Below are 25,071 nucleotides of genomic sequence, written 5' to 3' on the forward strand. Positions count from 1 at the left end.
GCCGCGCGACGGTGCGGGGTGACCTCACGCGCCTGCGTCACGTGCTCCAGTCCCAGGTGCCGCGGGCGAAGACGGCGAGCGTGTGCCCGCCGTCGTCACGCTGTTCCGCGCTGTAGTGGTAGCGGCCCGGCTGCCACCCCTCGTGCGAGGCGATGGCACCCAGGTACCCCGCCGCCCACTCCTGCCAGCCGTCGACCAGGTCGGGCAGCGGATCGGGCGCGTCGCACACGACGTCGGTGAACGGGTGGAAGTTGCCCTGCAGGCCGGTCCACATCCGCACGTCCAGCCACACCTGGTCCATGGGCCGGGAGTATCGGGCCGCCGGGGCGGCGCGGCCCGGCGGGTCACCCGATCAGGCGTCGAGCAGGTCCTGGCGTCCGGCCGAGGCCAGGTGCTCCCGGTAGGGCCCGAACATCTGCTTGGCCAGCGGCAGCACCTTGAGCAGCTTCGCGACCGGGCCCTTCGCCCGCACCGTGCCCTTGGCCAGTGCCACCGGCAGGACGACCTTGCCCAGCCAGAACCGGTTGCCGGTGTCGGCGGTCATGAACAGCTCGACGTTCGGGTCCGGCCCCGCGCCCGCGCCCTCGTGGATCTCCTTGCCCGGCATGTCGACGGTGATCACCGCGTCGGGATCGGTGTAGGTGATGCGCAGGACGATGCCGGTGGGTTCGAGCTTCGCCACGAGGTCGGCGTCGTCCATCCCGCGCCGGAACACCCCGCCCAGGAACTCGTAGACCTCTTGCTCGCTGCTGAACGCCGCCACGTCGGCCCCTTTGCTGATGTCGGTGCTGGTCGGGGCAGTCTGGCGCACCCGGGCGGCCGGGCGCAGGACCACGAACGGGCCATGTGCGGCCCGTGCGGGCCAGCGGCGGATCAGCGCGGGGCGGGGTCGTCGGTGTCGTCGAGCAGGCCGTAGCGCCCGGCCAGTGCGGCCGCCTCCACGCGGTTCGCCGCGCCGAGCCGGTGCAGCAGCGAGGCGATCATCCGCTTCGCGGTGCGCTCGCTGACCAGCATCGGCCGGGCGATCTCACTGGTCTCCAGTCCCCGGGCGAGCAGCCGCCACAGCGCCACCTCGCGGGGGCCGAGCCGCTCCAGCAGGCCGTCACCGGTGCGGTCGCCCGCGGCGAGCAGGGCGTCGAGGAGATCGGGACGCACCACCCGCACCCCGGCCACGATCGCCAGCAACGGCGCGACCAGCACCTCGGGGTCGGCCGACTTGCCCAGGAACCCGGCCGCCCCGGCCTGCAGCGCGGCGGTGGCCAGTCCCAGGTCGTCGGTGCCCGACAGGGCCAGCACGTGGGTCCGCGGGTAGGCGGCGGTGACCCGCCGGATCGTCTCGACGCCGCCGAGCGGGGGCAGTGCGAGGTCGACGATCGCGATGTCGGCGGCCTCCCGCCCGACCAGGGCCACCGCGTCCTCGCCCCGGGTGGTGGACCCGGCCACGACGAACCGGTCGCCCGCGCGGGACTCCAGGAGCAGGGCGAGCCCCTGGGCGAAGAGGGCGTGGTCGTCGACGATGACCACGACGTAGCGGCCGTCGCGCACGATCGGCGACTGTAGCGGCTCCGGGCGACCGGTCATGCTGTCCGCGTGGAACCGACCCTCGAGCACGCCCGGGAGGACCGGTCGGCCGTCGTCATCCGGGTCGTGGCGGTGGCGGCGGTCGGGCTGGCGCTGGTGCTGGGCCCGCAGCTCGCCCGTGGCCCGGTCGGGCCGCTCGCCGCGCTGGTCGCGGCGGCGTTCGGCTACGCCGTGGTGCTCGCCGTCGCCGACTTCCGCGGACGGCAGCTGCTCCCCCCGCGGGTCGCCACCGCGATCGACGGCGTGCTGGTCGTCGTCGCCTGCGGGCTGACCGGGGGCGCCGAGAGCATCATGGTCGCGCTGCTGCCGCTGGTGGTGATCGCCGCGTCGGTGCGGGGCGGGGCGGTGGTCGGGCGGCTGGCCGCGGTCGTCGCGGGGGCCGGGTTCACGGTCGGCGCGGTGCTCGGGTCCGACGCCGACGTCCCGCTCGCCGACCGCTGGCTCGCCGGTGCCTGGTGGACCGGCTTCCTGGTGGCGGCCTCGGTGCTGGTCGGGGTGCTGGTGCAGGCGCTGGAGCGGCAGCTGGAGGCGGCCGCGCTCGCCCGGGCCGAGCACGAGGCGTTCCTGGAGGAGCGCGACCTGCGCGCCCGGCTGCTCGCCGCCCAGCAGGCCCGTCTCGACGGGGTGCGGGTCGTGCTGCACGAGTTCCGCACCCCCGTCGCCTCGCTGACGGCGCTGAGCACCGATCTCGCCGCGGGCCGGCTGTCCGGGGCGTCGCGCGAGACGGCCACCCGGCTGCTCGCCGAGCACGCCGTGCACCTGCGCGACATGCTCGACGGCCTCGCCGACGTCGCGGTCGCCCAGGGGAGCCCGGTCGGCCGGGTGCGGGCCCGGGTGGTGCCGCTGTCGGAGCTGGCCGACGCCGTGCTGGACGCGGCGGGGGTCGCCGCGGCGCGCCGTCGCCCGTCGGTCGTCCCGGACGGGGCGGCGGTGCGCTGCGACCCCCAGCGGCTGCGCCGGGTGCTGACCAACCTCGTCGAGAACGCGGCCCGGCACAGCGGCGACGCGCCCGTCGAGCTGGACCTGCGCCACGCCGACGGCCGGCTGGTCGCCGAGATCCGCGACCGCGGCCCCGGCCTGCCGCCGGGGCAGGAGGGCGTGGTGACGGCGAAGGGCGTGGCGCTGGGGGAGCGGCGCGGCACGGCGGGGCTGGGGCTGTGGATCGTCGAGGCGCTGGTGGCGTCGATGGACGGCGAGCTGAGCCTGGTCCCGCGCGACGGCGGCGGCCTGGTGGCCCACCTCGACCTCCCCCTCCCCGCGCCCTGACCCGTGACCCGGGACTCGCGGCCGCGGAACGGGGGACTCGCGGCCGCAGAACGGGGGACTCGCGGGGGAGACCCGCGAGTCCCCCGTATCCCGGCCCCGAGTCCGGGTCGCGGCCCACCCGGTCGGGTGAACTGGCACGTGGGGGCCAGGGGCGGACCCTCCGGACCGGTGTGGTGCGGCCGGTCGCCGGTGCATGCTCCCCCCATGCGGACGCAGGCGGCGGTGTTGTGGGAGCAGGGCGGCAAGTGGGAGGTCGAGGAGGTCGAGCTCGACCCGCCGAACGCGGGCGAGGTGCTCGTCGAGCTCGCCGCGAGCGGGTTGTGCCACTCCGACGAGCACCTGGTCACCGGTGACCTGCCGGTCGGGTTCCCGATGGTCGGCGGGCACGAGGGCGCGGGGCGGATCCTGGAGGTCGGGCCCGGCGTCACCGACGTGGCGGTCGGCGACCCGGTCGTCATGACCTTCCTGCCGAGCTGCGGGCGCTGCTCGTACTGCGTGCGCGGCTACACCGCCCTGTGCGACGACGGGGCGGGCGCCACCCTGGGCCCGCAGCTCGACGGCACCTACCGCTTCCACTCCCGGGGCGAGGACGTCGGCCAGATGTGCCTTCTCGGCACGTTCGCACGGCACACCGTGGTCCCGGTCAAGTCCGTCGTGAAGATCGACGAGGGGTTCCCGCTGCACCTCGCCGCGCTCGTCGGGTGCGGGGTCACCACCGGGTTCGGCTCCGCCGTGCGCACCGCCGAGCTGCGCGCGGGCGACACGGCCGTCGTCATCGGGATCGGGGGGATCGGGGCCAACGCCGTGCAGGGCGCCCGGATCGCCGGCTGCCGCTACGTCGTGGCCGTCGACCCGGTGGAGTTCAAGCGGGAGAAGGCGCTGGAGCTGGGCGCCACGCACGTCGCGGCGAGCATGGACGAGGCCTGGAACACCGTGTCGAGCCTGACCCGCGGCCAGCTCGCCGACGCCGCCATCCTGACGACGGGCGTCGCCGAGGGCTCCTACCTGCAGCCCGCGCTGCAGCTCGTCGGCAAGAAGGGCCGCGTGGTCGTCACCGCGCTGGGCCACCCCGACGAGGAGACCGCCACGCTGTCGCTGCTCGACCTCACCCTCTACGAGAAGCAGATCCGCGGCGCCCTGTTCGGCAGCTCCAACGGCCAGCACGACGTGCCCCGGCTGCTGGAGATGTACAACCTCGGCCAGCTGCGGCTCGACGAGCTGATCACCCGCGAGTACTCCCTGGAGGAGATCAACCAGGGCTACGACGACATGCGCGAGGGCCGCAACATCCGCGGGCTCATCCGGTACTGACGAAGGGATCCACCGCAATGACGCGATCGATCGAGCACGGCAAGCGCACCGGTTTCGCCACCCTGGGCAAGGGCGGGCTGAACTTCGACTCGTTCCCGATGAAGCTGTTCGCCAAGGGCAACGCCAAGCACTGGAACCCCGCCGACATCGACTTCTCCCAGGACGCCCGCGACTTCGCCGCGATGACCGACGGCGAGCGCTGGTGGACCACGATGCTCGCCACGCAGTTCATGGCGGGGGAGGAGTCGGTGACGCAGGACCTGCAGCCGTTCGTCGCCGCGATGGCCGCGGAGGGCCGCCTGGCCGACGAGATGTACCTGACGCAGTTCGTGTTCGAGGAGGCCAAGCACACCGAGGGCTTCCGGCGGTGGTTCGACGCCGTCGGGATCACCGAGGACCTGCACCCCTACATCGCCGACAACGGCTCCTACCAGCAGATCTTCACCCACGAGCTGCCCGACAGCCTCTACGCCCTGGGTGCGGACCCCTCGCCGCGCAACCAGATCCGCGCGTCGGTCACCTACAACCACATCGTCGAGGGCACGCTCGCGCTCACCGGCTACTACATCTGGGCGAAGATCTGCAAGAGCCGGGGGATCCTGCCCGGCATGCAGCGGCTCATCAAGCACATCGGTGACGACGAGCGCCGCCACATGGCGTGGGGGACGTTCACCTGCCGGCGCCACGTCGCCGCCGACGACACCCTGTGGGACACCGTCGACGAGCGCATGCAGGAGCTGCTGGTCCCGGCCATGGGCGTGGTCGCCGAGCCGTTCGACCGGCTCGCCGAGGGCGAGGACCCCCCGTTCGCGATCGAGCTGAACGAGCTGGCCGAGTACGCGATGGACAAGATCGGCCGCCGGCTGGGCGCGATCGAGTCGGCCCGCGGTGCCGATCTGCACGTGATCGACGTGGACGCCACCCCGGAGGCGCTGGAGGAGAGGTTCCACGCCGAGGATCAGGCGGAGCTGGCGGCGGCCTGAGCCGTCCCCACCGCCCCGCGCACCTCCCACCGCGCCGCGCGCGTTCGAACGTGCGCGCGCGGCCGCGAGGTGCGCGGGGCACGTTCGGTGCCGACCCGGCGCACGCTGAGTGATCGATGGTGACCCCGCCGTGACCTGCGGGTACCGTCGGTTACACCTGCTGGGGGATGGCCCTCGCGCGAACGGTCCAACTTCGACTTCCTCCGCAACTGGTCAGTAACCCACCTCACGATTCCTCGTTGGGCTGTTGTGGGCAGTCGGCCGCCCGCTCCCCGCATCGCGGCCGCGACTCGCCCGGAACCCGAACGAGGAGGCGGCGCCGTGGCCGGTGTCGAGGTGCAGGTCGAGGGGCTCTCGAAGTCCTTCGGCCGGGCGAACATCTGGTCGGACGTCTCGCTGACGCTGCCGCCCGGTGAGGTGTCGGTGTTGCTCGGCCCCTCGGGCACGGGCAAGTCGGTGTTCCTCAAGACCCTGATCGGGCTGCTCAAGCCGGAGAAGGGCTCGATCGTCATCAACGACACCGACCTGGTGAAGTGCTCGGAGTCGCGGCTCTACGAGATCCGCAAGCTGTTCGGGGTGCTGTTCCAGGACGGCGCGCTGTTCGGGTCGATGAACCTGTTCGACAACATCGCCTTCCCGCTGCGCGAGCATACCAAGAAGTCCGAGGCGCAGATCAAGGACATCGTCGCGGAGAAGATGCACCTGGTCGGGCTCACCGGCGACGAGAAGAAGCTGCCCGGTGAGATCTCCGGCGGGATGCGCAAGCGGGCCGGCCTGGCCCGCGCGCTGGTGCTCGACCCCGAGATCATCCTGTTCGACGAGCCGGACTCCGGCCTGGACCCGGTGCGCACGGCGTACCTGAACCAGCTGATCATCGACCTGAACGCGCAGACCGACGCCACGTTCCTGATCGTCACCCACGACATCAACACCGCGCAGACCGTGCCCGACAACATCGGCATGCTCTACCGCAAGCACCTGGCGATGTTCGGGCCGCGGGAGGTGCTGCTGACCAGCGAGGAGCCGGTCGTCTCCCAGTTCCTCAACGGCCGCCGTCAGGGCCCGATCGGGATGAGCGAGGAGAAGGACACCGCCCAGGCGCAGCGCGAGATGGCCGAGGCGGGCGAGCTGGCAGGGCTGCCGGAGATGAAGCCGCAGCTGGAGGTCAGCGCGGGGATGCCGGAGCGCAAGGCCGTCGGCCGCCGCCGCGACCGGGTGCAGCAGATGCTGCACACCCTGCCGCCCGCGGCGCAGGAGGCGATCCGCCGCAGCTACGCGGCCGAGCCCGCGATGGCGGGCGCGGGTGCGCCGCTGCCCCGCCGGGGGCTGCTCGGGGGCCCCGGCGGCGCCGCCGACACCGACGTGTTCGACCGCCCCGGGCTCCAGTCACCCCCGCCCGGCCCCGGCCGCCACCGGCCGCAGGGGTAGCGCCGTCGTGACCGCTCCCCTCACCCGCGCGCTGACGCCCGTCGGCCGCCTGTTCTCCCTCGGCGTCGACGTCGTGGTCAACACGTTCAAGCCGCCGTTCCAGCTGCGCGAGTACATCGAGCAGACCTGGTTCGTCACCAAGGTCTCCGCGCTCCCGACGGCGCTGTTCACGATCCCCTTCGGCGCGACGATCGCGCTGCTGCTCGGTGAGCTCACCCGCCAGTTCGGCGCGCAGAGCCAGACCGGGGCGGGCAGCGTCCTGGCGATCGTCCAGCAGGCCGCGCCCATCGTCACCGCGCTGCTGATCGCCGGGGCCGGCGGGAGCGCGGTCTGTGCCGACCTGGGGGCCCGCACCATCCGCGAGGAGATCGCGGCGATGGAGGTGCTCGGGATCTCGCCGATCCAGCGCCTGGTCGTCCCGCGGGTGCTGGCCATGGCCACCACCGCCGTCGTGCTCAACGGGCTCGCCACCGTCGTCGGCGTGGCGGGCGGCTACTTCTTCAACGTCATCGTCCAGGGCGGCACCCCGGGCGCCTACATCGCGGCGTTCTCCTCGATCGCGCAGGTCAGCGACATTCTGGTCAGCGAGCTCAAGGCGCTGCTGTTCGGCTTCACCGCCGGCGTTGTCGCGGCGTACCGGGGCCTCAACCCGCCCCCCGGCCCCAAGGGCGTGGGCGACGCGGTGAACCAGGCCGTCGTCATCTCCTTCGTGCTGGTGTTCTTCCTCAACCTGGTGCTGACGACGCTCTACCTCGACCTCGTCCCGCCGAAGGGCTCCTGACATGGCGACCCTCACGACCCGGGCCCGCAGCCTCGTCCGCGGCCCGCTGGACCAGCTCGACGAGTTCGGCGACCAGCTGTCCCTCTACGGCCGCGCGATCGGCTGGATCCCGCGCACCCTGCGCCGGTACCGCTCGGAGATCGCGCGGCTGCTCGCCGAGGTGAGCTTCGGCTCCGGGGCGCTCATCGTCATCCTGGGCACGGCCGGCGTGATGCTGTCGCTGTCGCTGTTCGTCGGCTCGCTGGTCGGCCTGCAGGGCTTCCGTGCGCTCGACTCGCTCGGCGTCGAGGCCCTCACCGGGTTCATCACCGCGTACTTCAACACCCGCGACATCGCGCCGCTGGTCGCCGCCGCGGCGCTGACGGCCACCCTCGGCGCGGGCTTCACGGCGCAGCTCGGCGCGATGCGGATCTCCGAGGAGGTCGACGCGCTGGAGGTCATGGCGGTGCCGTCGGTGCCGTTCCTGGTGACCACCCGCGTGATCGCCGGGACGATCGCGATCATCCCGATCTACACGATCGGCCTGCTCGCCAGCTTCCTGTCCTCCCGGCTCAACGTCACGCTGATCAACGGGCTGCCGGGTGGCACGTACGACCACTACTTCGACCTGTTCCTGCCGGTCAGCGACGTCCTGTACTCCTACCTCAAGGTCATCGTCTTCGCGCTGGTGATCATCCTGATCCACTGCCACTACGGCTACACGGCGAAGGGCGGGCCCGCGGGCGTGGGGATCGCGGTGGGCCGGTCGGTCCGGCTGTCGATCGTCTCGACGGCGATCCTCGACTTCTTCCTCACCCTCGTGATCTACGGGACGGAGACCTCGGTGCGGGTGGCCGGATGATCAAGCGTCGACTCCAGGGCCTCGCGTTCGTCCTGGTCATCGCGTCCCTGCTCGGGCTGGCCGTCGCCGACTACCGCGGCGTGTTCGAGCGCGGCGTCCCGGTCACCCTCGAGGTCGACCGCGCGGGCAACCAGCTCACCGAGCGCTCCGACGTCAAGGTCCGCGGGCTGATCGTCGGCACCGTCTCGCAGATCAGCACCACCGGCTCGGGCGCGCAGGTGGAGCTCTCGCTCGAACCGGACATGGTCGAGCTGATCCCCGCCGGGGTCTCCGCCCGGCTGCTGCCCAAGACGCTGTTCGGCGAGAAGTACGTCTCGCTCGTCGCCCCCGAGAACGGCGGCGGGGGAACGACGATCGCGGCGGGCGACGTCATCCCGATGGACCGCAGCGAGACCGCCCGCGAGATCGACGCCGCGCTCGACGGGCTGCTCCCGCTGCTGCAGGCCGTCTCCCCGGACGACCTCGCGACGACCCTCGGCGCGCTGTCGCAGGCGCTGGCGGGTCGCGGCGAGCGGCTCGGCGACACCCTCGTGCGGCTCCAGGAGCTCACCGGCGGCCTGCGCCCGGGCATCCCGGACCTGCAGGAGGACATCACCCAGCTCGCCGACTTCGCGCGCAACCTCGACTCCGCCGCCCCCGACCTGCTCGACGCGCTGGAGGACTTCACGGTGACCAGCCGGACGGTGGTGGAGCAGCGCGACCAGCTCCGCGCGCTGATCGGCGGCGTCACCACGGCGTCGGACGACCTGCGCGGCTTCCTCGACCGCAACGGCGAGAACATCATCTCGCTGTCCGCGGCCTCGCGGCCGACGCTGGAGAGCCTCGCGCGCTACTCGCCGGAGTTCCCCTGCTTCTTCGAGCAGCTCAACGGCCTCATCCCGCGCCTGGACGAGGTCTACGGCGCGAACAACGGCCGCCCCGGCGTCTACGTGACGGTCGAGATCGTCAACAACAAGGGCAAGTACGTCCCGAACCAGGACGAGCCCGAGTACCTCGACGACCGCGGCCCGCGCTGCTACCCGATCCTCCCGCTCGGTCCGCAGGAGCCGCCGGACGGGCCGTTCTGCGACGGCTCGCTGGCCCCGCCCCCGCCCGCCGACTCCCCCCGCGGGGACGTCGACGACCTCGGCGGCGACACCTTCGGCACCGGCGACGCCTCCTACACCTGCGAGGACGGGTCGAGCGCCCGCGGCGAGGCACCCGAGGGCCCGGCACTGCCGGGGCTACCGGGGCTGCCGGAACTGCCCATCGAGGCCATCGCCTACGACGGCATGGGCCTGCCCAACTCGCCCGGCGAGCAGGCGCTGGTCGCCGAGCTGGTCGCGGCCCAGGACGGTGGCGACCCGGCGGCCGTCCCGAGCTGGAGCTCGATGATGGTCGGCCCGCTCTACCGCGGGTCCGAGGTGACGTTGACGTGAGGAACCTGCCGCTCGCGCCCCTGCTGAAGTTCCTGGCCCTGGCCGTCGTCGTCGCGCTGGCCACCACCGTGCTCGGCGTGACCATCGCCAACGGCTCCGGTGGGGAGCGCGCGACCTACAGCGCGCGGTTCGACGACGCCGCGGGCCTGCTGGTCGGCGACGACGTGCGCATCGCCGGTGTCGTCGTCGGCGCCGTCGAGGCCGTGCGGATCGTCGACCGTCGCTTCGCCGAGGTCTCCTTCACCGTCGACGAGGCGCAGAACCTGCCCGCCTCGGTGTCGGCGGCGATCAACTACAAGAACCTCGTCGGCCAGCGCTACCTCGGCCTGACGCAGGGCTCCGGCCCGACCGGGGCGATGCTCGCCGAGGGCGACACCATCCCGCTGGAGCGCACCCGCGGCCCGCTGAACCTGACCACGCTGTTCAACGGCTTCAAGCCGCTGTTCGCCGCGCTGGACGCCGAGCAGGTCAACAAGCTGTCCTTCGAGATCATCGAGGTGCTGCAGGGCCAGGGCGGCACGATCCGCAGCCTGCTCGCGAGCACCGCGTCGCTGACCAACGAGATCGCCGACCGCGACGCCGTCATCGGCCAGGTCATCGACAACCTCAACCTCGTGCTCGACACCGTCAACCAGCGCGACGAGGAGCTGTCGGCCCTGGTGATCTCGCTGCAGGAGCTGGTGTCGGGGCTCTCGGAGGACCGCGAGCCGATCGGCGAGGCGCTGGCCTCCATCGGCGACCTCACGCAGGTGACGGCCGACCTCGTCGAGGAGGGCAGGCCCGCCCTGCGCGACGACATCGCCGCGCTCGGCGACCTGTCCGACAACCTCAACGCGAGCGAGCCCGCGCTGGAGAGCTTCCTGGTCAACTGGCCCGGCAAGCTCAACACGATCACCCGCGCGGGCAGCTACGGCAGCTGGTTCAACTTCTATCTCTGCCAGGCCAGCGGCACGGTCGGGCTCACGCCGTTCGTCCCGTCCTTCCAGTTCGACGCCTACACCAACACCCAGGCGCGCTGCGGGGCCGACCCGGCCGGCAGCGGGGAGGGCGACACCACCCTGCTCGGCGGTCCGCTGCCCGCTCTGCCCTCGTCGCCGGACCTGCCCGCCATCCCGCTGCTGGGGGAGAACTGATGCCCGAGAAGCGCGGACCCGTCCCCGTCGCCCTGATCGGCATCGCGGTCATCATCGGGATCCTGGTCGCGGCGTTCACCGTCCCGGCCGCGGTCACCCGCGGGGAGATCCACCGCGCCGAGTTCAGCGAGGCCGCCGGGCTCCAGTCCGGTGACCTGGTCACCGTCGCCGGCGTCGAGGCGGGCCGCGTGGAGTCCGTCGAGCTGGCGGGCGACCGCGTGCTGGTCACCTTCGACGTCAAGGACGCCTGGGTCGGCGACCGCACGACGGCGTCGATCGAGGTCAAGACGCTGCTCGGCGCGAAGTACCTGGAGCTCGACCCGCAGGGCGACGCCGAGCTCGCCTCCGACGCGGTCATCCCGCTCGAGCGCACCGCGTCCCCGTTCGACGTCGTCGAGGCGTTCAACGGCCTGTCGAGCACCATCGACGGCCTCGACACCGACCAGCTCGCCACCAGCCTGGACACGCTGTCGGAGACGTTCTCCGGCACCGCGCCCGAGGTCCGCGGCGCGCTCGACGGCCTGTCCCGGCTCTCGCAGACCATCGCGAGCCGCGACGAGGAGATCCGCAGGCTGCTCGCCGGTACGCAGAACCTGTCCGGGGTGCTCGCCGACCGGGCGCCGGAGTTCGAGCGGCTGCTGCGCGACGGCAACCTGCTGCTCGCGGAGATCCAGCGCCGCAAGGACGCGATCAGCGCCCTGCTCGACGGCACCCGCGCGCTGTCGGTGCAGCTGCGCGGCCTGGTCGCCGACAACCAGGAGCAGCTCACGCCCACCCTGGAGGCGCTCGACGGGGTCGCGGAGATCCTGCAGCGCAACCGCGACAACCTCGACCTGGCCCTGGAGCGGCAGGCGGTGTTCACCCGCCTGTTCAGCAACGCGGTAGGCAACGGCCGCTGGTTCGACAACTACATCTGCGGTCTCGTGCTCCCGCCGCTCGGTCCGATCAACGAAGGCGGCTGCTGATGGCGCTCAACGCAACCGACCGCCGGCAGTTCCAGCTGGTCGGCCTGGTCGCGGTCATCGCGGTGCTGCTGGCGACGGCGTTCGTCGTCATCGCCCGCCCGCCGGGCCGCTCGGTCGTCGCCTACTTCACCTCGGCCACCGCGGTGTTCGAGGACAACTCGGTGCGGGTGCTCGGCGTCGACGTCGGCTCGATCGACCGCGTGATCCCCGAGGGCACGCGGGTCCGCGTCGAGATGACGATCGACGACCCCGACCTGCGGCTCCCGGCCGACGCGCGGGCCGTGGTGATCTCGCCGAGCCTGGTCACCGGCCGGTACGTGCAGCTCACGCCCACCTACTCGGGCGGGCCCGAGCTCGTCGACGGGGCGGTGATCCCGGTGGAGCGCACCGCGGTCCCGCTCGACGTCGACGACCTGGCCCGCACCGCCACCGACCTCACCGACGCGCTCGGCCCGAACGGCGTCAACGCCGACGGGTCGCTGTCCCGGGTGCTCGACGTCGGCGCCGCCAACCTGGGCGGCAACGGCCAGGCCCTCAACGACACGATCACCGACCTCGGCGAGCTGTCCGGCACGCTGGCCGACTCCCGCGAGGAGCTGTTCGGCACGGTCACCGAGCTGCAGCGGTTCGTCGCGGTGATCGCGGCGAACGACGCCGAGGTCCGGGAGTTCAACACCCGCCTGGAGGACGTCGCCGCCTTCCTGGCCGACGAGCGCGGCGACCTCGGCGACGCCCTGCGCGAGCTGTCGATCGCCCTCGGCGAGGTCGCGGTGTTCGTCCGCGACAACCGGGAGATCCTGGCGTCCAACGTCGACCGGCTCACCGAGGTCACCGGCGTGCTGGTCGGCCAGCAGCGGGCGCTGGCCGAGACCCTCGACACCGCCCCCAACGCGCTGAGCAACCTCGCGAACGCCTACAACGGCTCCTCGGGCACCCTCGACACCCGGGCCAACATCAACGAGCTGACGTTGCCGCCGCTCGTGCTGATCTGCGAGCTCCTCGAGCGGGGCACGCCCGAGGCGCTGGCGGAACTGCCGGTGGGTGTCGCCGACGCCTGCGAGGCGCTCGGCCCGCTGGAGGCGCTCCCCCTGCCGTCCGCGGCCGAGGTGATCACCTCGCTGCAGGCGGGCGAGGTGCCACCGGTCCCCGGTCTGGCCCTGCCCACCGCTCCGGCCGGCCCGGCCGCGGCCCAGCCCGCCCGTCCCCTGGATGGTGAGTGATGACCGCACGGACGCTGCGGCTGGCCGCCGTGCTGACGGCCGCGACGATGGTCACGACCGGCTGCGGCCTGCTGTCCGACGGCCTGCGCGGCGTCACCCTCCCCGGTGGTGCCGACCTCGGTGAGACCCCGTTCGAGGTGACCGCCGAGTTCACCGACGTCGTCGACCTGGTGCCCCAGTCGCTGGTGACCGTCGACGACGTGCCGGTCGGCACCGTCACCTCCATCACGGTCAGCGACCGCTGGACCGCGATGGTGACGATGCTGGTCAACGACGACGTCGAGCTGCCCTCCGACGCCTCGGCCCGGGTGCGCACGACGAGCCTGCTGGGGGAGAAGTTCGTCGAGCTGGGCGCGCCCGCCGACGGGGCGGGCTCCGGCACGCTCACCGACGGCGCCGTGATCCCGCTGGAGCGCTCCGGCCGGGCCGCCGAGGTCGAGGAGGTGCTCGGCGCGCTGTCGATGCTGCTCAACGGCGGCGGCGTCGCGCAGATCCGCACCATCGCGAACGAGCTGAACCTCGCGCTGGAGGGCAACGAGCCGGAGATCCGGGCGCTGCTCGACGACGTGGACACCCTCGTCGGCGCGCTCGACGAGCGGAAGACCGAGATCACCCGCGCGCTCGACGAGATCAACCGGCTGGGCATCACGCTGGCCGACCGCCGCGGGCAGATCGAGGTCGCCCTCGACGACCTGGAGCCCGGGCTCACCGAGCTGGAGGACCAGCGCGCCCAGCTCGTCGACATGCTGCAGGCGCTCGACCGGCTCTCCGCCGTCGGCACCGACGTGATCAACCGCAGCCGCGACGACCTCCTGGCCGACCTGGAGCTGCTGCGCCCGGTCCTGCAGAAGCTCGCGGAGTCCGGCGCCGACCTGCCCGAGTCGCTGCAGCTGCTGTTCACCCCGCCGTTCACCGACGCGGGCGAGGCCGCCTTCGCGGGCGACTACGCCAACCTCTACGCCACGGTCGATCTGGACCTGGGGTCGGTGCTGGCGAACCTGACGCGGTCCAACCAGCCGCTGCTGGGCCCGGACAGCCCGCTCGCCGCGCTGCCGCCCACCGGCCAGCTGCTCGGGCCCCTGCTCGGCCCGACCGGCGCGCTGCAGGGCCTGCAGGAGTTCCCGCTGCTGGGCGAGGCCGTCCCGATCCTGCCCGGCCAGGTGCAGCCGCTGCCCGACCGCGCACCCGAGGGCTCCACCCGGGCCCCCGAGCCGGGGCAACCGACCGAACTCGAACAGCAGGAGGCCGAGCAACGCGGCGGCGGCCTGCTCGGCGGCCTCCTGGGAGGCGGACGATGATCACCCGGTCGACGAGGATCCAGCTGGTGGCGTTCCTGCTGCTCACCGTCATCGGCGTCGGGTACACCGGCTTCCGGTACGCGGGCTTCGGCGACGTCGTCGGCACCACGACCTACCCCGTGACGATGCGCCTGGCCGACTCCGGCGGCATCTTCACCGGTGCCGACGTCACCTACCGCGGCGTGTCCGTCGGACGGGTGGGGCCGCTGACGCTGACGGCCGACGGCGTCGACGTGCGGCTCGACGTCGAGCGCAGCGCCCCGGACATCCCCGCCGACGTCGACGCGGCGGTCCGCAACCTGTCCGCGATCGGCGAGCAGTACGTCGACCTGCAGCCCGCCTCCGACGGCGGGCCGCTGCTGGAGGGCGGCTCGGTCATCCCGGTCGACCGCACCACGGTCCCGGTGCCGGTCGAGGAGCTCGTCGTCGGCGTCGACGACCTGGCGCGCTCGGTGCCGCTGGAGTCGCTGCAGACCGTCGTGTCCGAGCTGGGCACCGCGTTCGAGGGCACGGCCGGGCCGCTGCAGCGGATCCTGTCGACCACCGACGCCTTCAGCGAGGACGCCGTCGAGGCCCTCCCGCAGACGCTGGACCTGCTGCGCGACGGGCGCACCGTGCTCACCACGCAGAACGAGGTGTCCGGGTCGTTCCAGAACTTCAGTGCCGACCTGGCGCTGCTGGCCGACCAGCTCGCGACCTCCGACCCCGACCTGCGGCGCCTGCTGGAGACCGCCCCGCAGGCCTCCGAGCAGATCACCGGGCTGCTGCGGGAGAGCGGCAACGGGCTGTCGGTGCTGCTCTCGGACCTGCTCACCGTCGCCCGCGTCGCCGAGCCCCGGCAGGCCGGCATCCGGCAGCTGCTGGTGACCTACCCGGCCTTCGCCTCCGTGGGCTACACCGTGGCCCCCGGCGACGGCACCGCGCACCTCGGCCTGGCCGTCAACCTGTTCGACCCCTACCCCTGCACGCAGGGTTACGAGGGCACCGAACGGCGCAGCGGTATCGACATCGCGGACACCCCCGCGAACGCCGACGCCTACTGTGCGGAACCCCCCGGCAGCCCCATCTCCGTGCGCGGGGCGCAGAATGTCCCCCGGGCGGAGACCCCCACTCCGCCGAAGGACGCACCGGTCGGGCCGCCCGAGGGCGGCGTGTTCGCCGGCGCGGCACCGGTCGGTTCGCAGACCCCGCTGACCAGCCCGGCGCAGATCCTCACCGGCCTGCTCCCCTAGGCCGCGTTCCCCCTTTGGAGGGCGCATGACCCAGCTCGACGAGCGCGACACCGGTCCCGGGCCGGACGCCGCGCCCCGCCGCGACCCGGTCCGGCTGCTCACGGTGCTCGTCGCCGGGGCGGCGCTCCTCGCTCTGGTGCTCGGCGCGCTGTGGGCGTTCACGGTCACCGACGACTCGCTGGATCTCGCCCGGCAGCGCGACGTCGTGCTCGTCGACGCCCGGCAGGCCGCGATCAACCTCAACACCCTCGACTCCACCGACGTGGAGCCCGGGCTCGACCTGTGGGAGCAGTCGTCCACCGGCGGGCTGCTCGAGGAGTTCCGCGCCAACCGGGCCGAGTACGCCGGGCTGGTCACCGAGTCCGGCCGCAGCACCGCCGCCTCGGTCACCGACGCCGCCGTCGCCGAGCTCGACCTGCGCTCCGGACTGGCGCGTGTGGTCGTCGGGGTGGACGTGCAGGTCACCGTCCCCGGCGAGGACCCGGTGCTGCTGCGGCAGCGCCTGCAGATCGAGATGACCCGCACCGAAGCGGGCTGGAAGGCCAGCCGGGCCGACGTCGTCCGCTGACCGGCCCCCCACCCGTCCCCGCCCCGAGCAGGAGGTGCGACAGATGCCCGCACGCCGCCGCATGAGCCCCAGCCCCGCCACCCGCCGTCCCAAGGTCGCGGGCACCGCGCCCGCGACCCGCCCCGAGACCGACGGCGAGGGCCCCACCCTCACGGGCGTCCGTCCGCCCCGGGCCGCCGCGCCGGCCAGGGCCCGTGGGCGCACCGAACCGGGCGTCGTCGACCCCGACGCCGGTCCGGTCTCGCCGGTGACGGCCGACCCCGACGTCGCGGATCCCGCCGAACCCGTCGAGCCGGCCCCCGCCGACCTCGACGGGGACGCCCCGGAACGGGCGGCCGAGGGCGCCGTCCCGCGCGGCCGCCGCGCGCCGCGCCGCGAGCGGCCCGCACCCACCGCCGACACCCCCGGCCGGGCCGCCGCGCTGCTCGCCCGGCTGCGCACCGTGCCCGTGCTCGCCGCGGCGCTGGTGGTGCTCGTCGCGCTGTCGGCGTTCTTCGGCATCGCCACCGCGAGCCTGCGGGGCACCCCGGCCGCGGCCAACACCGCGCTGACCGACCTCGCCGCCACCTCCGAGGTCCAGAGCCAGCTCGGCGACGCGCTGGAGCTGCTCTACTCCTACGACTTCGCCCGCCTCGACGAGAACGAGCGCGGCGCCCGCGGCGTCATCACCGAGGGCTTCGCCCCGGAGTTCGACCGGCTGTTCGCCCAGGTCCGCGAGCTCGCCCCGCAGCAGCAGGCCGTCGTCTCCGCGGTCGTCACGGTGTCGGCGGTGCAGTCGATCGACGGCGACCGCGCGGTGCTCGTCGCGTTCATGGACCAGCAGGCCACCACCGCGGCCAACGCCGAGCAGGTCGCCGCGGCGGGCCGGCTCACCGTCACCGGCGAGCGCGTCGACGGCCGCTGGCTCATCGCCGGGGTGGAGAGCCGCTGACCTGCTGACACCCCCCGCGCCGGGCCCCGGCGCGGGGGCGTAGCATCGTCCTCGGTTCCACCGAAGACCGCAGGTCTGCGCCCGCTCGTCCAGGGGCGTACGAAGGCCCCGCCAGGAGCGGGCGGCCCGCGCAGGAGGACGAGGCAGCTCCGGGCGCCGACGTGCGCCCCCACGCCCCGTGCGCTCCTGCGCCGGGGCGTTCCGCGTCTCCAGGGGCAGTCGCCGGTGGGTCACAACACCGACGACTACCCGAGAGGAGGCAGGGAATGGCTCGACCCGACAAGGTCGCTGCGGTCGAAGAGATCGCCAGCCGCTTCCGGGGCGCGTCCGCCTCGGTCGTCACCGAGTACCGCGGCCTCAGCATGACCCAGCTGATCGCGCTGCGCCGCGCTCTGGGCACCGGCACCACCTACCGCGTCGCCAAGAACACCCTGGTGAAGCGGGCGGCGGAGGATGCCGGCGTCGACGGCATCGAGTCGCTGCTGGTCGGCCCCACGGCCATCGCGTTCATCAACGGCGAGCCGTCGGAGGCCGCCAAGGCCATCCGCGACTTCGCCAAGGACAACAAGGCCCTGGTCATCAAGGGCGGCTACATGGACGGTCGCGCTCTGACCGTCGCCGAGGTCGCCTCGCTCGCCGACCTGGAGTCCCGTGAGGTCCTCCTGGCCAAGCTGGCCGGCGCGATGAAGGCCAACCTGTCCAAGGCCGCCGGCCTGTTCGCCGCTCCGGCGTCCCAGGTCGCGCGCCTCGCCCAGGCACTCGCCGACAAGCGCGCGGAGGAGGGTGGCGAGGCTGCGGCCCCGGCCGCCGAGGCCCCCGCCGCCGAGGACGCCACCACCGAGGCTCCGGCCGACGCCGAGAGCTGAGCTCCACCCCCACCTGCCGCATCTGTGCTGCACCCCTGAGAAAGGACCGCCACCATGGCGAAGCTGTCCACCGACGAGCTGCTCGAGGCCTTCAAGGACCTCACCCTCATCGAGCTGTCGGAGTTCGTGAAGAAGTTCGAGGAGACCTTCGACGTCACCGCGGCCGCCCCGGTCGCCGTCGCCGCCGGCCCCGCCGCCGGTGGTGCCGCCGCGCCCGCCGAGGAGGAGAAGGACGAGTTCAACGTCGTCCTCGACGCCGCCGGTGACAAGAAGATCCAGGTCATCAAGGTCGTCCGCGAGCTCGTCTCCGGCCTGGGCCTCAAGGAGGCCAAGGACCTCGTCGAGTCGGCCCCGAAGCCGATCCTCGAGGGCGTCGACAAGGCCGCGGCCGACGCCGCCAAGGCCAAGCTCGAGGAGGCCGGCGCGAAGGTCAGCCTGGCCTGATCACCGCGTCACCACCGCACGCACGACAGGGGCGGCACCCGGACCGGGTGCCGCCCCTGTCGCGTGTCACCGCCCGCGCAGCTCGCGGCGCAGCAGCTTGCCGGTGACCGTCTTGGGGATCTCGTCGAGGAACTCGATCGACCGCGGGTACTTGTAGGCCGCCATCCGCTCCCTGGCGAACGCGATGAGGTCGGCCTCGGAGACCTGCTTGCCCGGACGCAGGCTGACGAACGCCTTGACGCTCTCGCCCCGGTACTCGTCGGGCACCCCGACGACGGCGGCCTCGCGCACCGCCTCGTGCTCGTAGAGCACGTCCTCGACCTCGCGCGGCCACACCTTGTAGCCGCCCGCGTTGATCTGGTCCTTCTTGCGGTCGACGATGTAGAACCAGCCGTCGGCGTCCATGTACCCGACGTCGCCGGTGTGCAGGGAACCGCCGGGCAGCGCCTTCGCGGTCTCCTCCGGCTTGTTCCAGTACCCGGCGACGACCTGCGGGCCGGTGGTCACCAGCTCGCCGATCTCCCCGACCGGCAGGTCGTTGCCCTCGTCGTCGACGATCTGGACCACGGTGTCGTAGACCGGCACGCCGACCGACAGCGCGCCGGACGCCTCGTCGACGGGCCCCTCGGTGCCGAACGGCGTGCCGTGGCTGGGCGACGTCGTCTCGGTGAGGCCGTAGACGTTGTGGATGTAGTGCTCGAACGTCGCGGCGAAGGCCTTCACGGTGGACGGCGGGATCGGCGCCCCACCGGAGAGGATCTTGGTCAGCGACGCCAGCGCGTCCTTCTCGGCCGCGGGGGAGTTCATCAGCGCGATGAACACCGTGATCGAGCCGACGGTGAAGGTGGCCCGCTCGTCGCGGATCGTCTCGATCGTCACCGCCGGGTCGAGCCGGTACATCAGCACCAGCGGCGCCCCGATCAGCAGCGAGATCGCGATGTGCGCGATCAGGCCGGTGATGTGGAACAGCGGGGCGACGCCGAGCACGACGTCGTCGCTGCTCAGGCCCACCCACTCGCGGTAGGTCTGGGCGTTGAACACCACGTTGCGGTGGGTGGTCATCGCCCCCTTGGGCGGGCCCGTCGTGCCGGAGGTGTAGGTCAGGAACGCGATGTCGTCCGGGCCGAGGGTGACCGCGGGCGGTGCCTGGCCCGCGAAACGCTCCAGCAGCCCGGCCATGTCGACGGTGCCCTCGCAGGCGATCCGCTCGACCCCGGTGAAGATCCGCGGGTCGTCGCGGGTCTGGTACTCCAGCTCCGAGGTGGTGATCACCTGGCGGACCGCGGTGCCCGGGACGACGGCCGCCGCCACGTCGCGGTACAGGCTCTCCAGACACACCAGCACCGTCGACCCGGAGTCGGTGAGCAGTTCGGTGAGCTCGCGCTCCTTGTTCATCGGGTTGATCGACACGGCGATGCCGCCGGCCTTCCAGCAACCGATCTGCGCGATGAGGAACTGCGGCACGTTCTGCAGGTAGACCGCCAGGCGCTCACCCGGCGCGAACCCGGCGTCGACGATCCCGGCGGCGAACGCGTCGGTCAGCGCGTCGAGCTCGCGCAGGGTGATGCGGCCGTCGAAGTAGCGGATGATCTCCCCGTCGGGGTCGCGCGCCACCGCGGCCCGGAACATCTCCAGCGCGCTGTCGAACTCCGGCGTGATCGACGCCGGCTGGCCCGGGGCGTACCGGGCCAGCCACGGCTTCGCGTGGTAGGCGCCGGTCATCGGATCACGATCGGGTTCACCGGGGCCCCCGTCCCGTTGACGACCTTGAGCGGCGCGGCGACGTAGAGGAAGCTCCACCGTCCGTCGGCGGCGCAGGCGTCGGCGAGATCCTCGAACCAGGCGATCTCGGTCAGCGTGACGCCCAGGTTGCGCATCAGCGCGTTGTGCAGCGGCAGCGCGACGCCGGTCTCCGGCTCGTAGGTCACCTCGTTGGCGATGGTGTCGGTGACGAGGTTGGGGATCTCGCGGGTCTGGAACCACTCGACGAGCTCGCGCGAATACGTCAGGCCGGGCTCGTTGAACCCGTCGTAGAACGACTCCTTGTCGTTGAGCTCGTACCAGTACTTCATGAACCCGGTCCGGACGCACAGCACGTCGTGCGGCTCGATCGTGACGCCCTGCGCGGCGGCGGCGGCCTCGAGGTCCTCGTGGGTGAACGTCTCGCCCTTGTCGAGCCACTGCTTGCCGCGGTGGCGCGCCATGTCGATGAGGACGCCGCGCCCGACGACGCCCTTCTCCGCGATCGGCAGCACCGAGGCCTTCTGCATGCCGCCGACGGTGCTGCGGGCGTCGTAGCCGTTCCAGAGCTTGCCGTCGTACCAGACGTGGCCCAGCGCGTCGTACTGCGTGGAGCCCTGCAGGAAGATCAGCGCGGTGTCGTCGGCGTAGTGCAGGCCGCCGGGGAACGCCGGGGCGCCCTCGCCGTCCCAGGTGGACTCGTCCATGACGTTCTGGCGCTGGATGCCCTCGCGGCCGGGCCACAGCGGGTCGCCCGGCCCGTCCTGGCGGCCCATCTGGATCTGCAGGGTGAAGGTCTCGCCCGACTTCACGTGCTGCACACCGCGCAGCACCTCCCCGGCGTCGAGATAGTTGAGCGCGCCGAGCTCGTCGTCGGGCCCCCACTTGCCCCAGTTGGAGGGGGCGTCGGCACCCAGCAGGTCGCGCATGGCGGGGGCGTCGGACATCGTCGTCTCCAAGAAGGTCGACAGCAGAGTGGACCTTCGCGATCGTGGTGTCGCCCGTCACAGACTGTCAAACGGAAGCCGTTCGCCGTCCCAGCGGGCGGGCGCGGGCGGACCGGGGCGCGCCCCCGCGCCGCCGTCGGCGGTCGCCGCGACGGGACGAGCCCCGGCCGGGGCCGCCCGTCGGGCGCGATCACCGGGCCCGATCTGCCGGTCGTCCCGCAGAAGGGACCACTTACCGACGCGTAGCGTCTTGACTCGGTGCGCCTGTCAGGTCACTCTTAGGTCTCGATGGTTCCCTTGGGGACCTGTCTCGACAGCGGCTGCATTTGCAGCTAGACTGCCTCTTTGCGCTGCCTCCGTCCAGCTTCGCGCGCGCATCGAGGTCCCTGCCGAGGAGAACGTGCTCCGGCGGTCCACCCCGAGATGCTCGCGAAGGTGGTCGGCGGCCGCGCCCTGACAACAGACGGGGTGCCTCGGACCTTCCCGCTCCTACCGCAACGATGAGAAACGGTAGCGCGTGGAACCCGCAGCACGCCAGATGAAGAGCGCAGTTCCGGAAGGACGCATCTTGGCATCGCCGCACGCCACCAAGACCCCCGCGACCACCTCGGACCACATGGCCCTCCCCGGAGCCCCCACCCGGGTCTCCTTCGCGAAGATCCGCGAGCCGCTCCGGGTCCCCGATCTGCTCGACCTGCAGACGCAGTCGTTCGAGTGGCTCGTCGGGGACGAGGCCTGGTTCCAGCGGCGTATCGATGCCGGTGACGAGAACCCGGTGGGGGGTCTCGAGGAGATCCTCACCGAGATCTCGCCGATCGAGGACTTCTCCGGGTCGATGTCCCTGTCCTTCTCCGACCCCCGTTTCGACGAGGTCAAGGCGTCGGAGGAGGAGTGCAAGGACAAGGACATGACCTACGCGGCTCCGCTGTTCGTCACCGCGGAGTTCACGAACAACACCACCGGTGAGATCAAGAGCCAGACGGTCTTCATGGGCGACTTCCCCGTGATGACGTCCAAGGGCACGTTCATCATCAACGGCACCGAGCGCGTCGTGGTGTCTCAGCTGGTCCGCTCGCCCGGTGTCTACTTCGACCACAACATCGACAAGACGACCGAGAAGGACGTCTACTCGGTGAAGGTCATCCCCAGCCGCGGTGCGTGGCTGGAGTTCGACGTCGACAAGCGCGACACCGTCGGCGTCCGTATCGACCGCAAGCGCCGCCAGCCGGTCACCGTGCTGCTCAAGGCGCTGGGCTGGGACGCCGAGCAGATCTCGAAGCGCTTCGGCTTCTCCGAGACGATGCTCGCCACCCTGGAGAAGGACCACACGGCCGGCCAGGACGAGGCGCTGCTCGACATCTACCGCAAGCTGCGCCCCGGCGAACCCCCCACCCGGGAGAGCGCGCAGACGCTCCTGGAGAACCTGTTCTTCAAGGACAAGCGCTACGACCTCGCCAAGGTGGGCCGCTACAAGGTCAACAAGAAGCTCGGCCTGTCCACGCCCAACCCGGTCGGCACGCTGACCGAGGAGGACATCGCCACCACCATCGAGTACCTCGTCCGGCTGCACGCCGGGGAGACCTCGATGATCTCCGACGCCGTCGAGGGCCAGGAGGGCTCGGGCGTCGAGATCCCGGTCGAGACCGACGACATCGACCACTTCGGCAACCGTCGCCTGCGCACCGTGGGCGAGCTGATCCAGAACCAGATCCGGGTCGGCCTCTCGCGCATGGAGCGGGTCGTCCGCGAGCGGATGACCACCCAGGACGTCGAGGCGATCACGCCGCAGACCCTGATCAACATCCGGCCCGTCGTGGCGGCGATCAAGGAGTTCTTCGGCACGTCGCAGCTGTCGCAGTTCATGGACCAGACCAACCCCCTCGCGGGTCTGACGCACAAGCGTCGCCTCTCCGCGCTGGGCCCGGGTGGTCTGTCCCGCGAGCGCGCCGGCTTCGAGGTGCGCGACGTGCACCCCAGCCACTACGGCCGCATGTGCCCGATCGAGACCCCGGAGGGCCCGAACATCGGCCTGATCGGGTCGCTGTCGAGCTTCGCGCAGGTCAACCCGTTCGGCTTCATCCAGTCCCCGTACCGCAAGGTCGAGGACGGCAAGGCCGGCGACCAGATCGACTACCTCACCGCCGACGAGGAGGACCGCTTCGTCATCGCGCAGGCCAACGAGCCGCTCGACGAGGACGGCAACTTCATCGGCGACCGCGTGCTGGTGCGCCGCAAGGGCGGCGAGGTCGACTACATCTCCCCGGCGGGCGTCGACTACATCGACGTCTCCCCGCGGCAGATGGTCTCGGTCGCCACGGCGATGATCCCGTTCCTCGAGCACGACGACGCCAACCGCGCCCTGATGGGTGCGAACATGCAGCGCCAGTCGGTGCCGCTGCTCCGTTCCGACTCGCCGCTGGTCGGCACCGGTATGGAGCTGCGTGCCGCGGTCGACGCGGGCGACGTGGTCGTGGCCGAGAAGGCCGGCGTCGTCGAGGAGCTGTGCGCCGACTTCATCACGGTGATGGCCGACGACGGCACCCGCCGCACCTACCGGCTGCACAAGTTCCGCCGCAGCAACCAGGGCACGTGCACCAACCAGAAGCCCATCGTGGTGGAGGGTGCGCGCGTCGAGGTCGGGCAGGTGCTGGCCGACGGCCCGTGCACCGAGAACGGCGAGATGGCCCTGGGGAAGAACCTGCTCGTGGCGATCATGCCGTGGGAGGGCCACAACTACGAGGACGCGATCATCCTCTCGCAGCGCCTGGTGCAGGACGACGTGCTCACGTCGATCCACATCGAGGAGCACGAGATCGACGCCCGCGACACCAAGCTGGGCGCCGAGGAGATCACCCGGGACATCCCGAACGTCTCCGAGGAGGTCCTCGCCGACCTCGACGAGCGCGGCATCATCCGGATCGGCGCCGAGGTCCAGCCCGGCGACATCCTGGTCGGCAAGGTCACGCCCAAGGGCGAGACCGAGCTGACCCCGGAGGAGCGCCTGCTCCGCGCGATCTTCGGTGAGAAGGCGCGCGAGGTCCGCGACACCTCGCTGAAGGTGCCCCACGGCGAGACCGGCAAGGTCATCGGCATCCGGGTCTTCTCCCGCGACGACGAGGACGAGCTGGCGCCCGGCGTCAACGAGCTGGTCCGCGTCTACGTGGCCCAGAAGCGCAAGATCCAGGACGGCGACAAGCTCGCCGGCCGGCACGGCAACAAGGGCGTCATCGGCAAGATCCTGCCCGCCGAGGACATGCCCTTCCTGCCCGACGGCACCCCGATCGACATCATCCTGAACACCCACGGTGTGCCGCGACGGATGAACATCGGGCAGGTCCTGGAGACCCACCTCGGGTGGATCGCCAAGACCGGCTGGGACATCGAGCAGGGCGAGAACGCCGAGGGCACCGACTGGGCCAAGCAGATCCCGGAGAGCCTGTACTCCGCCCCCGCCGGCACGAAGACCGCCACCCCGGTCTTCGACGGCGCCAAGGAGCACGAGATCACCGGCCTGCTCGGGTGCACGCTGCCCAACCGTGACGGCGAGCGGATGGTCAAGTCCGACGGCAAGGCCACGCTGATGGACGGCCGTTCCGGGGAGCCCTTCCCGTTCCCGGTGTCGGTGGGCTACATGTACATCCTGAAGCTGCTGCACCTGGTGGACGACAAGATCCACGCCCGGTCCACCGGCCCGTACTCGATGATCACGCAGCAGCCCCTCGGTGGTAAGGCGCAGTTCGGTGGCCAGCGCTTCGGTGAGATGGAGTGCTGGGCGATGCAGGCCTACGGCGCGGCCTACACGCTGCAGGAGCTGCTCACGATCAAGTCCGACGACGTCGCGGGCCGCGTGAAGGTCTACGAGGCGATCGTCAAGGGCGAGAACATCCCGGAGCCCGGCATCCCGGAGTCGTTCAAGGTGCTCCTCAAGGAGCTCCAGTCGCTCTGTCTGAACGTCGAGGTGCTCTCCAGCGACGGGCAGGCGATCGAGATGCGCGACACCGACGACGAGGACCTCGAGCGGGCCGCGGCGAACCTGGGCATCAACCTGTCCAGCCGCCCCGGTTCCGAGTCGATGACCGTCGACGACGTCGTCAACTGACCGCCCGCCCGAAGCCGAT

At 72.0% G+C, this 25,071-nt stretch carries 22 protein-coding genes; 17 read left to right on the top strand and 5 right to left on the bottom strand.

All coding sequences use genetic code 11. The features are described from left to right. Positions 1-37 precede the first annotated feature (37 nt). From PHY01_RS12785 to PHY01_RS12795, 3 genes are read right to left on the bottom strand one after another with little or no spacing between them, the layout of a single operon-like run. Entirely contained in the window at positions 38-301 is a 264-nt protein-coding gene (locus PHY01_RS12785) for a hypothetical protein (RefSeq protein ID WP_141278831.1), read from the bottom strand. A 51-nt stretch (positions 302-352) separates the two neighbouring features. Next, entirely contained in the window at positions 353-835 is a 483-nt protein-coding gene (locus tag PHY01_RS12790) for a sterol carrier protein (RefSeq protein ID WP_246085868.1), read from the bottom strand. A gap of 38 nt (positions 836-873) precedes the next feature. Beyond that, complete coding sequence (locus PHY01_RS12795) at positions 874-1,545, bottom strand: response regulator (protein WP_141278832.1); 672 nt, start codon at positions 1,543-1,545, stop codon at positions 874-876. Positions 1,546-1,590: 45 nt separating this feature from the next. Between PHY01_RS12795 and PHY01_RS12800 the strand changes: the two genes are divergently transcribed. The 16 genes from PHY01_RS12800 (at position 1,591) to rplL (ending at position 18,266) form a co-directional block, all read left to right on the top strand. Then, positions 1,591-2,847 carry a sensor histidine kinase gene (locus tag PHY01_RS12800; protein ID WP_141278833.1) on the top strand — a complete coding sequence of 419 codons (1,257 nt, stop codon included), beginning with the start codon at positions 1,591-1,593 and terminating at the stop codon, positions 2,845-2,847. Positions 2,848-3,051: 204 nt separating this feature from the next. Next, complete coding sequence (locus PHY01_RS12805; protein ID WP_141278834.1) at positions 3,052-4,158, top strand: NDMA-dependent alcohol dehydrogenase; 1,107 nt, start codon at positions 3,052-3,054, stop codon at positions 4,156-4,158. A 17-nt stretch (positions 4,159-4,175) separates the two neighbouring features. Further along, complete coding sequence (locus tag PHY01_RS12810) at positions 4,176-5,141, top strand: R2-like ligand-binding oxidase (protein ID WP_141278835.1); 966 nt, start codon at positions 4,176-4,178, stop codon at positions 5,139-5,141. A gap of 321 nt (positions 5,142-5,462) precedes the next feature. Next, a complete protein-coding gene (locus PHY01_RS12815) occupies positions 5,463-6,569 on the top strand; it encodes an ABC transporter ATP-binding protein (RefSeq protein WP_281283627.1) in 1,107 nt (368 codons plus the stop codon). Between the two features lie 7 nt (positions 6,570-6,576). Further along, the gene (locus tag PHY01_RS12820; protein WP_141278836.1) at positions 6,577-7,350 is read left to right on the top strand and encodes an MlaE family ABC transporter permease; all 774 of its coding nucleotides are present in this window, start codon (positions 6,577-6,579) and stop codon (positions 7,348-7,350) included. 1 nt (position 7,351) lies between these two features. Further along, positions 7,352-8,191 (top strand): MlaE family ABC transporter permease, encoded by an 840-nt coding sequence (locus PHY01_RS12825; RefSeq protein WP_141278837.1) that lies wholly within the window; start codon positions 7,352-7,354, stop codon positions 8,189-8,191. Beyond that, complete coding sequence (locus tag PHY01_RS12830; protein ID WP_141278838.1) at positions 8,188-9,609, top strand: MCE family protein; 1,422 nt, start codon at positions 8,188-8,190, stop codon at positions 9,607-9,609. The genes PHY01_RS12825 and PHY01_RS12830 overlap by 4 nt, the downstream gene beginning before the upstream one ends. Further along, positions 9,606-10,742: an MCE family protein gene (locus PHY01_RS12835; RefSeq protein ID WP_141278839.1), complete on the top strand. Its 1,137-nt coding sequence runs from the start codon at positions 9,606-9,608 to the stop codon at positions 10,740-10,742. The genes PHY01_RS12830 and PHY01_RS12835 overlap by 4 nt, the downstream gene beginning before the upstream one ends. Beyond that, complete coding sequence (locus PHY01_RS12840) at positions 10,742-11,707, top strand: MCE family protein (RefSeq protein WP_141278840.1); 966 nt, start codon at positions 10,742-10,744, stop codon at positions 11,705-11,707. Before PHY01_RS12835 ends, PHY01_RS12840 begins: the two co-directional genes overlap by 1 nt. After that, entirely contained in the window at positions 11,707-12,927 is a 1,221-nt protein-coding gene (locus tag PHY01_RS12845; protein ID WP_141278841.1) for an MCE family protein, read from the top strand. Before PHY01_RS12840 ends, PHY01_RS12845 begins: the two co-directional genes overlap by 1 nt. Next, positions 12,927-14,225, top strand: a complete 1,299-nt coding sequence (locus tag PHY01_RS12850; RefSeq protein WP_141278842.1) for an MCE family protein — start codon at positions 12,927-12,929, stop codon at positions 14,223-14,225. Before PHY01_RS12845 ends, PHY01_RS12850 begins: the two co-directional genes overlap by 1 nt. Further along, the gene (locus PHY01_RS12855; protein ID WP_141278843.1) at positions 14,222-15,457 is read left to right on the top strand and encodes an MlaD family protein; all 1,236 of its coding nucleotides are present in this window, start codon (positions 14,222-14,224) and stop codon (positions 15,455-15,457) included. Before PHY01_RS12850 ends, PHY01_RS12855 begins: the two co-directional genes overlap by 4 nt. 25 nt (positions 15,458-15,482) lie before the next feature. Continuing rightward, positions 15,483-16,025 (top strand): Rv1363c family protein, encoded by a 543-nt coding sequence (locus tag PHY01_RS12860; RefSeq protein WP_141278844.1) that lies wholly within the window; start codon positions 15,483-15,485, stop codon positions 16,023-16,025. Between the two features lie 43 nt (positions 16,026-16,068). After that, positions 16,069-16,956 (top strand): nuclear transport factor 2 family protein, encoded by an 888-nt coding sequence (locus PHY01_RS12865; RefSeq protein ID WP_141278845.1) that lies wholly within the window; start codon positions 16,069-16,071, stop codon positions 16,954-16,956. 266 nt (positions 16,957-17,222) lie between these two features. After that, positions 17,223-17,822, top strand: a complete 600-nt coding sequence (gene rplJ, locus PHY01_RS12870; RefSeq protein WP_141278846.1) for a 50S ribosomal protein L10 — start codon at positions 17,223-17,225, stop codon at positions 17,820-17,822. A 54-nt stretch (positions 17,823-17,876) separates the two neighbouring features. Then, positions 17,877-18,266, top strand: coding sequence for a 50S ribosomal protein L7/L12 (gene rplL, locus PHY01_RS12875; protein WP_141278847.1), 390 nt, complete (start codon positions 17,877-17,879; stop codon positions 18,264-18,266). A 66-nt stretch (positions 18,267-18,332) separates the two neighbouring features. On the opposite strand, the gene PHY01_RS12880 is transcribed toward rplL, so the two are convergent. Together PHY01_RS12880 and PHY01_RS12885 are read right to left on the bottom strand one after the other, a co-directional pair. Next, positions 18,333-19,988, bottom strand: coding sequence for a long-chain-fatty-acid--CoA ligase (locus PHY01_RS12880; RefSeq protein ID WP_141278848.1), 1,656 nt, complete (start codon positions 19,986-19,988; stop codon positions 18,333-18,335). After that, positions 19,985-20,953 carry a cyclase family protein gene (locus PHY01_RS12885; protein ID WP_141278849.1) on the bottom strand — a complete coding sequence of 323 codons (969 nt, stop codon included), beginning with the start codon at positions 20,951-20,953 and terminating at the stop codon, positions 19,985-19,987. Before PHY01_RS12885 ends, PHY01_RS12880 begins: the two co-directional genes overlap by 4 nt. Positions 20,954-21,521: 568 nt before the next feature. Here PHY01_RS12885 and rpoB point away from each other — a divergent pair. Then, on the top strand, positions 21,522-25,052 hold the full coding sequence (rpoB, locus tag PHY01_RS12890; protein ID WP_370467342.1) for a DNA-directed RNA polymerase subunit beta: 3,531 nt from the start codon (positions 21,522-21,524) through the stop codon (positions 25,050-25,052). Positions 25,053-25,071: the final 19 nt, after the last annotated feature.

The sequence above is a fragment of the Pseudonocardia hydrocarbonoxydans genome, assembly GCF_006539565.1.
Classification (GTDB): Bacteria; Actinomycetota; Actinomycetes; order Mycobacteriales; family Pseudonocardiaceae; genus Pseudonocardia; species Pseudonocardia hydrocarbonoxydans.

Excerpts from the sequence above, each read along its gene's own strand:
- PHY01_RS12785 (WP_141278831.1), bottom strand. The coding sequence starts at position 301 with ATGGACCAGGTGTGGCTGGACGTGCGGATGTGGACCGGCCTGCAGGGC.
- PHY01_RS12805 (WP_141278834.1), top strand. The coding sequence starts at position 3,052 with ATGCGGACGCAGGCGGCGGTGTTGTGGGAGCAGGGCGGCAAGTGGGAG.
- PHY01_RS12810 (WP_141278835.1), top strand. The coding sequence starts at position 4,176 with ATGACGCGATCGATCGAGCACGGCAAGCGCACCGGTTTCGCCACCCTG.
- PHY01_RS12825 (WP_141278837.1), top strand. The coding sequence starts at position 7,352 with ATGGCGACCCTCACGACCCGGGCCCGCAGCCTCGTCCGCGGCCCGCTG.
- PHY01_RS12830 (WP_141278838.1), top strand. The coding sequence starts at position 8,188 with ATGATCAAGCGTCGACTCCAGGGCCTCGCGTTCGTCCTGGTCATCGCG.
- PHY01_RS12840 (WP_141278840.1), top strand. The coding sequence starts at position 10,742 with ATGCCCGAGAAGCGCGGACCCGTCCCCGTCGCCCTGATCGGCATCGCG.
- PHY01_RS12845 (WP_141278841.1), top strand. The coding sequence starts at position 11,707 with ATGGCGCTCAACGCAACCGACCGCCGGCAGTTCCAGCTGGTCGGCCTG.
- PHY01_RS12850 (WP_141278842.1), top strand. The coding sequence starts at position 12,927 with ATGACCGCACGGACGCTGCGGCTGGCCGCCGTGCTGACGGCCGCGACG.
- PHY01_RS12855 (WP_141278843.1), top strand. The coding sequence starts at position 14,222 with ATGATCACCCGGTCGACGAGGATCCAGCTGGTGGCGTTCCTGCTGCTC.
- PHY01_RS12860 (WP_141278844.1), top strand. The coding sequence starts at position 15,483 with ATGACCCAGCTCGACGAGCGCGACACCGGTCCCGGGCCGGACGCCGCG.
- PHY01_RS12865 (WP_141278845.1), top strand. The coding sequence starts at position 16,069 with ATGCCCGCACGCCGCCGCATGAGCCCCAGCCCCGCCACCCGCCGTCCC.
- rplJ (WP_141278846.1), top strand. The coding sequence starts at position 17,223 with ATGGCTCGACCCGACAAGGTCGCTGCGGTCGAAGAGATCGCCAGCCGC.
- rplL (WP_141278847.1), top strand. The coding sequence starts at position 17,877 with ATGGCGAAGCTGTCCACCGACGAGCTGCTCGAGGCCTTCAAGGACCTC.
- PHY01_RS12880 (WP_141278848.1), bottom strand. The coding sequence starts at position 19,988 with ATGACCGGCGCCTACCACGCGAAGCCGTGGCTGGCCCGGTACGCCCCG.
- PHY01_RS12885 (WP_141278849.1), bottom strand. The coding sequence starts at position 20,953 with ATGTCCGACGCCCCCGCCATGCGCGACCTGCTGGGTGCCGACGCCCCC.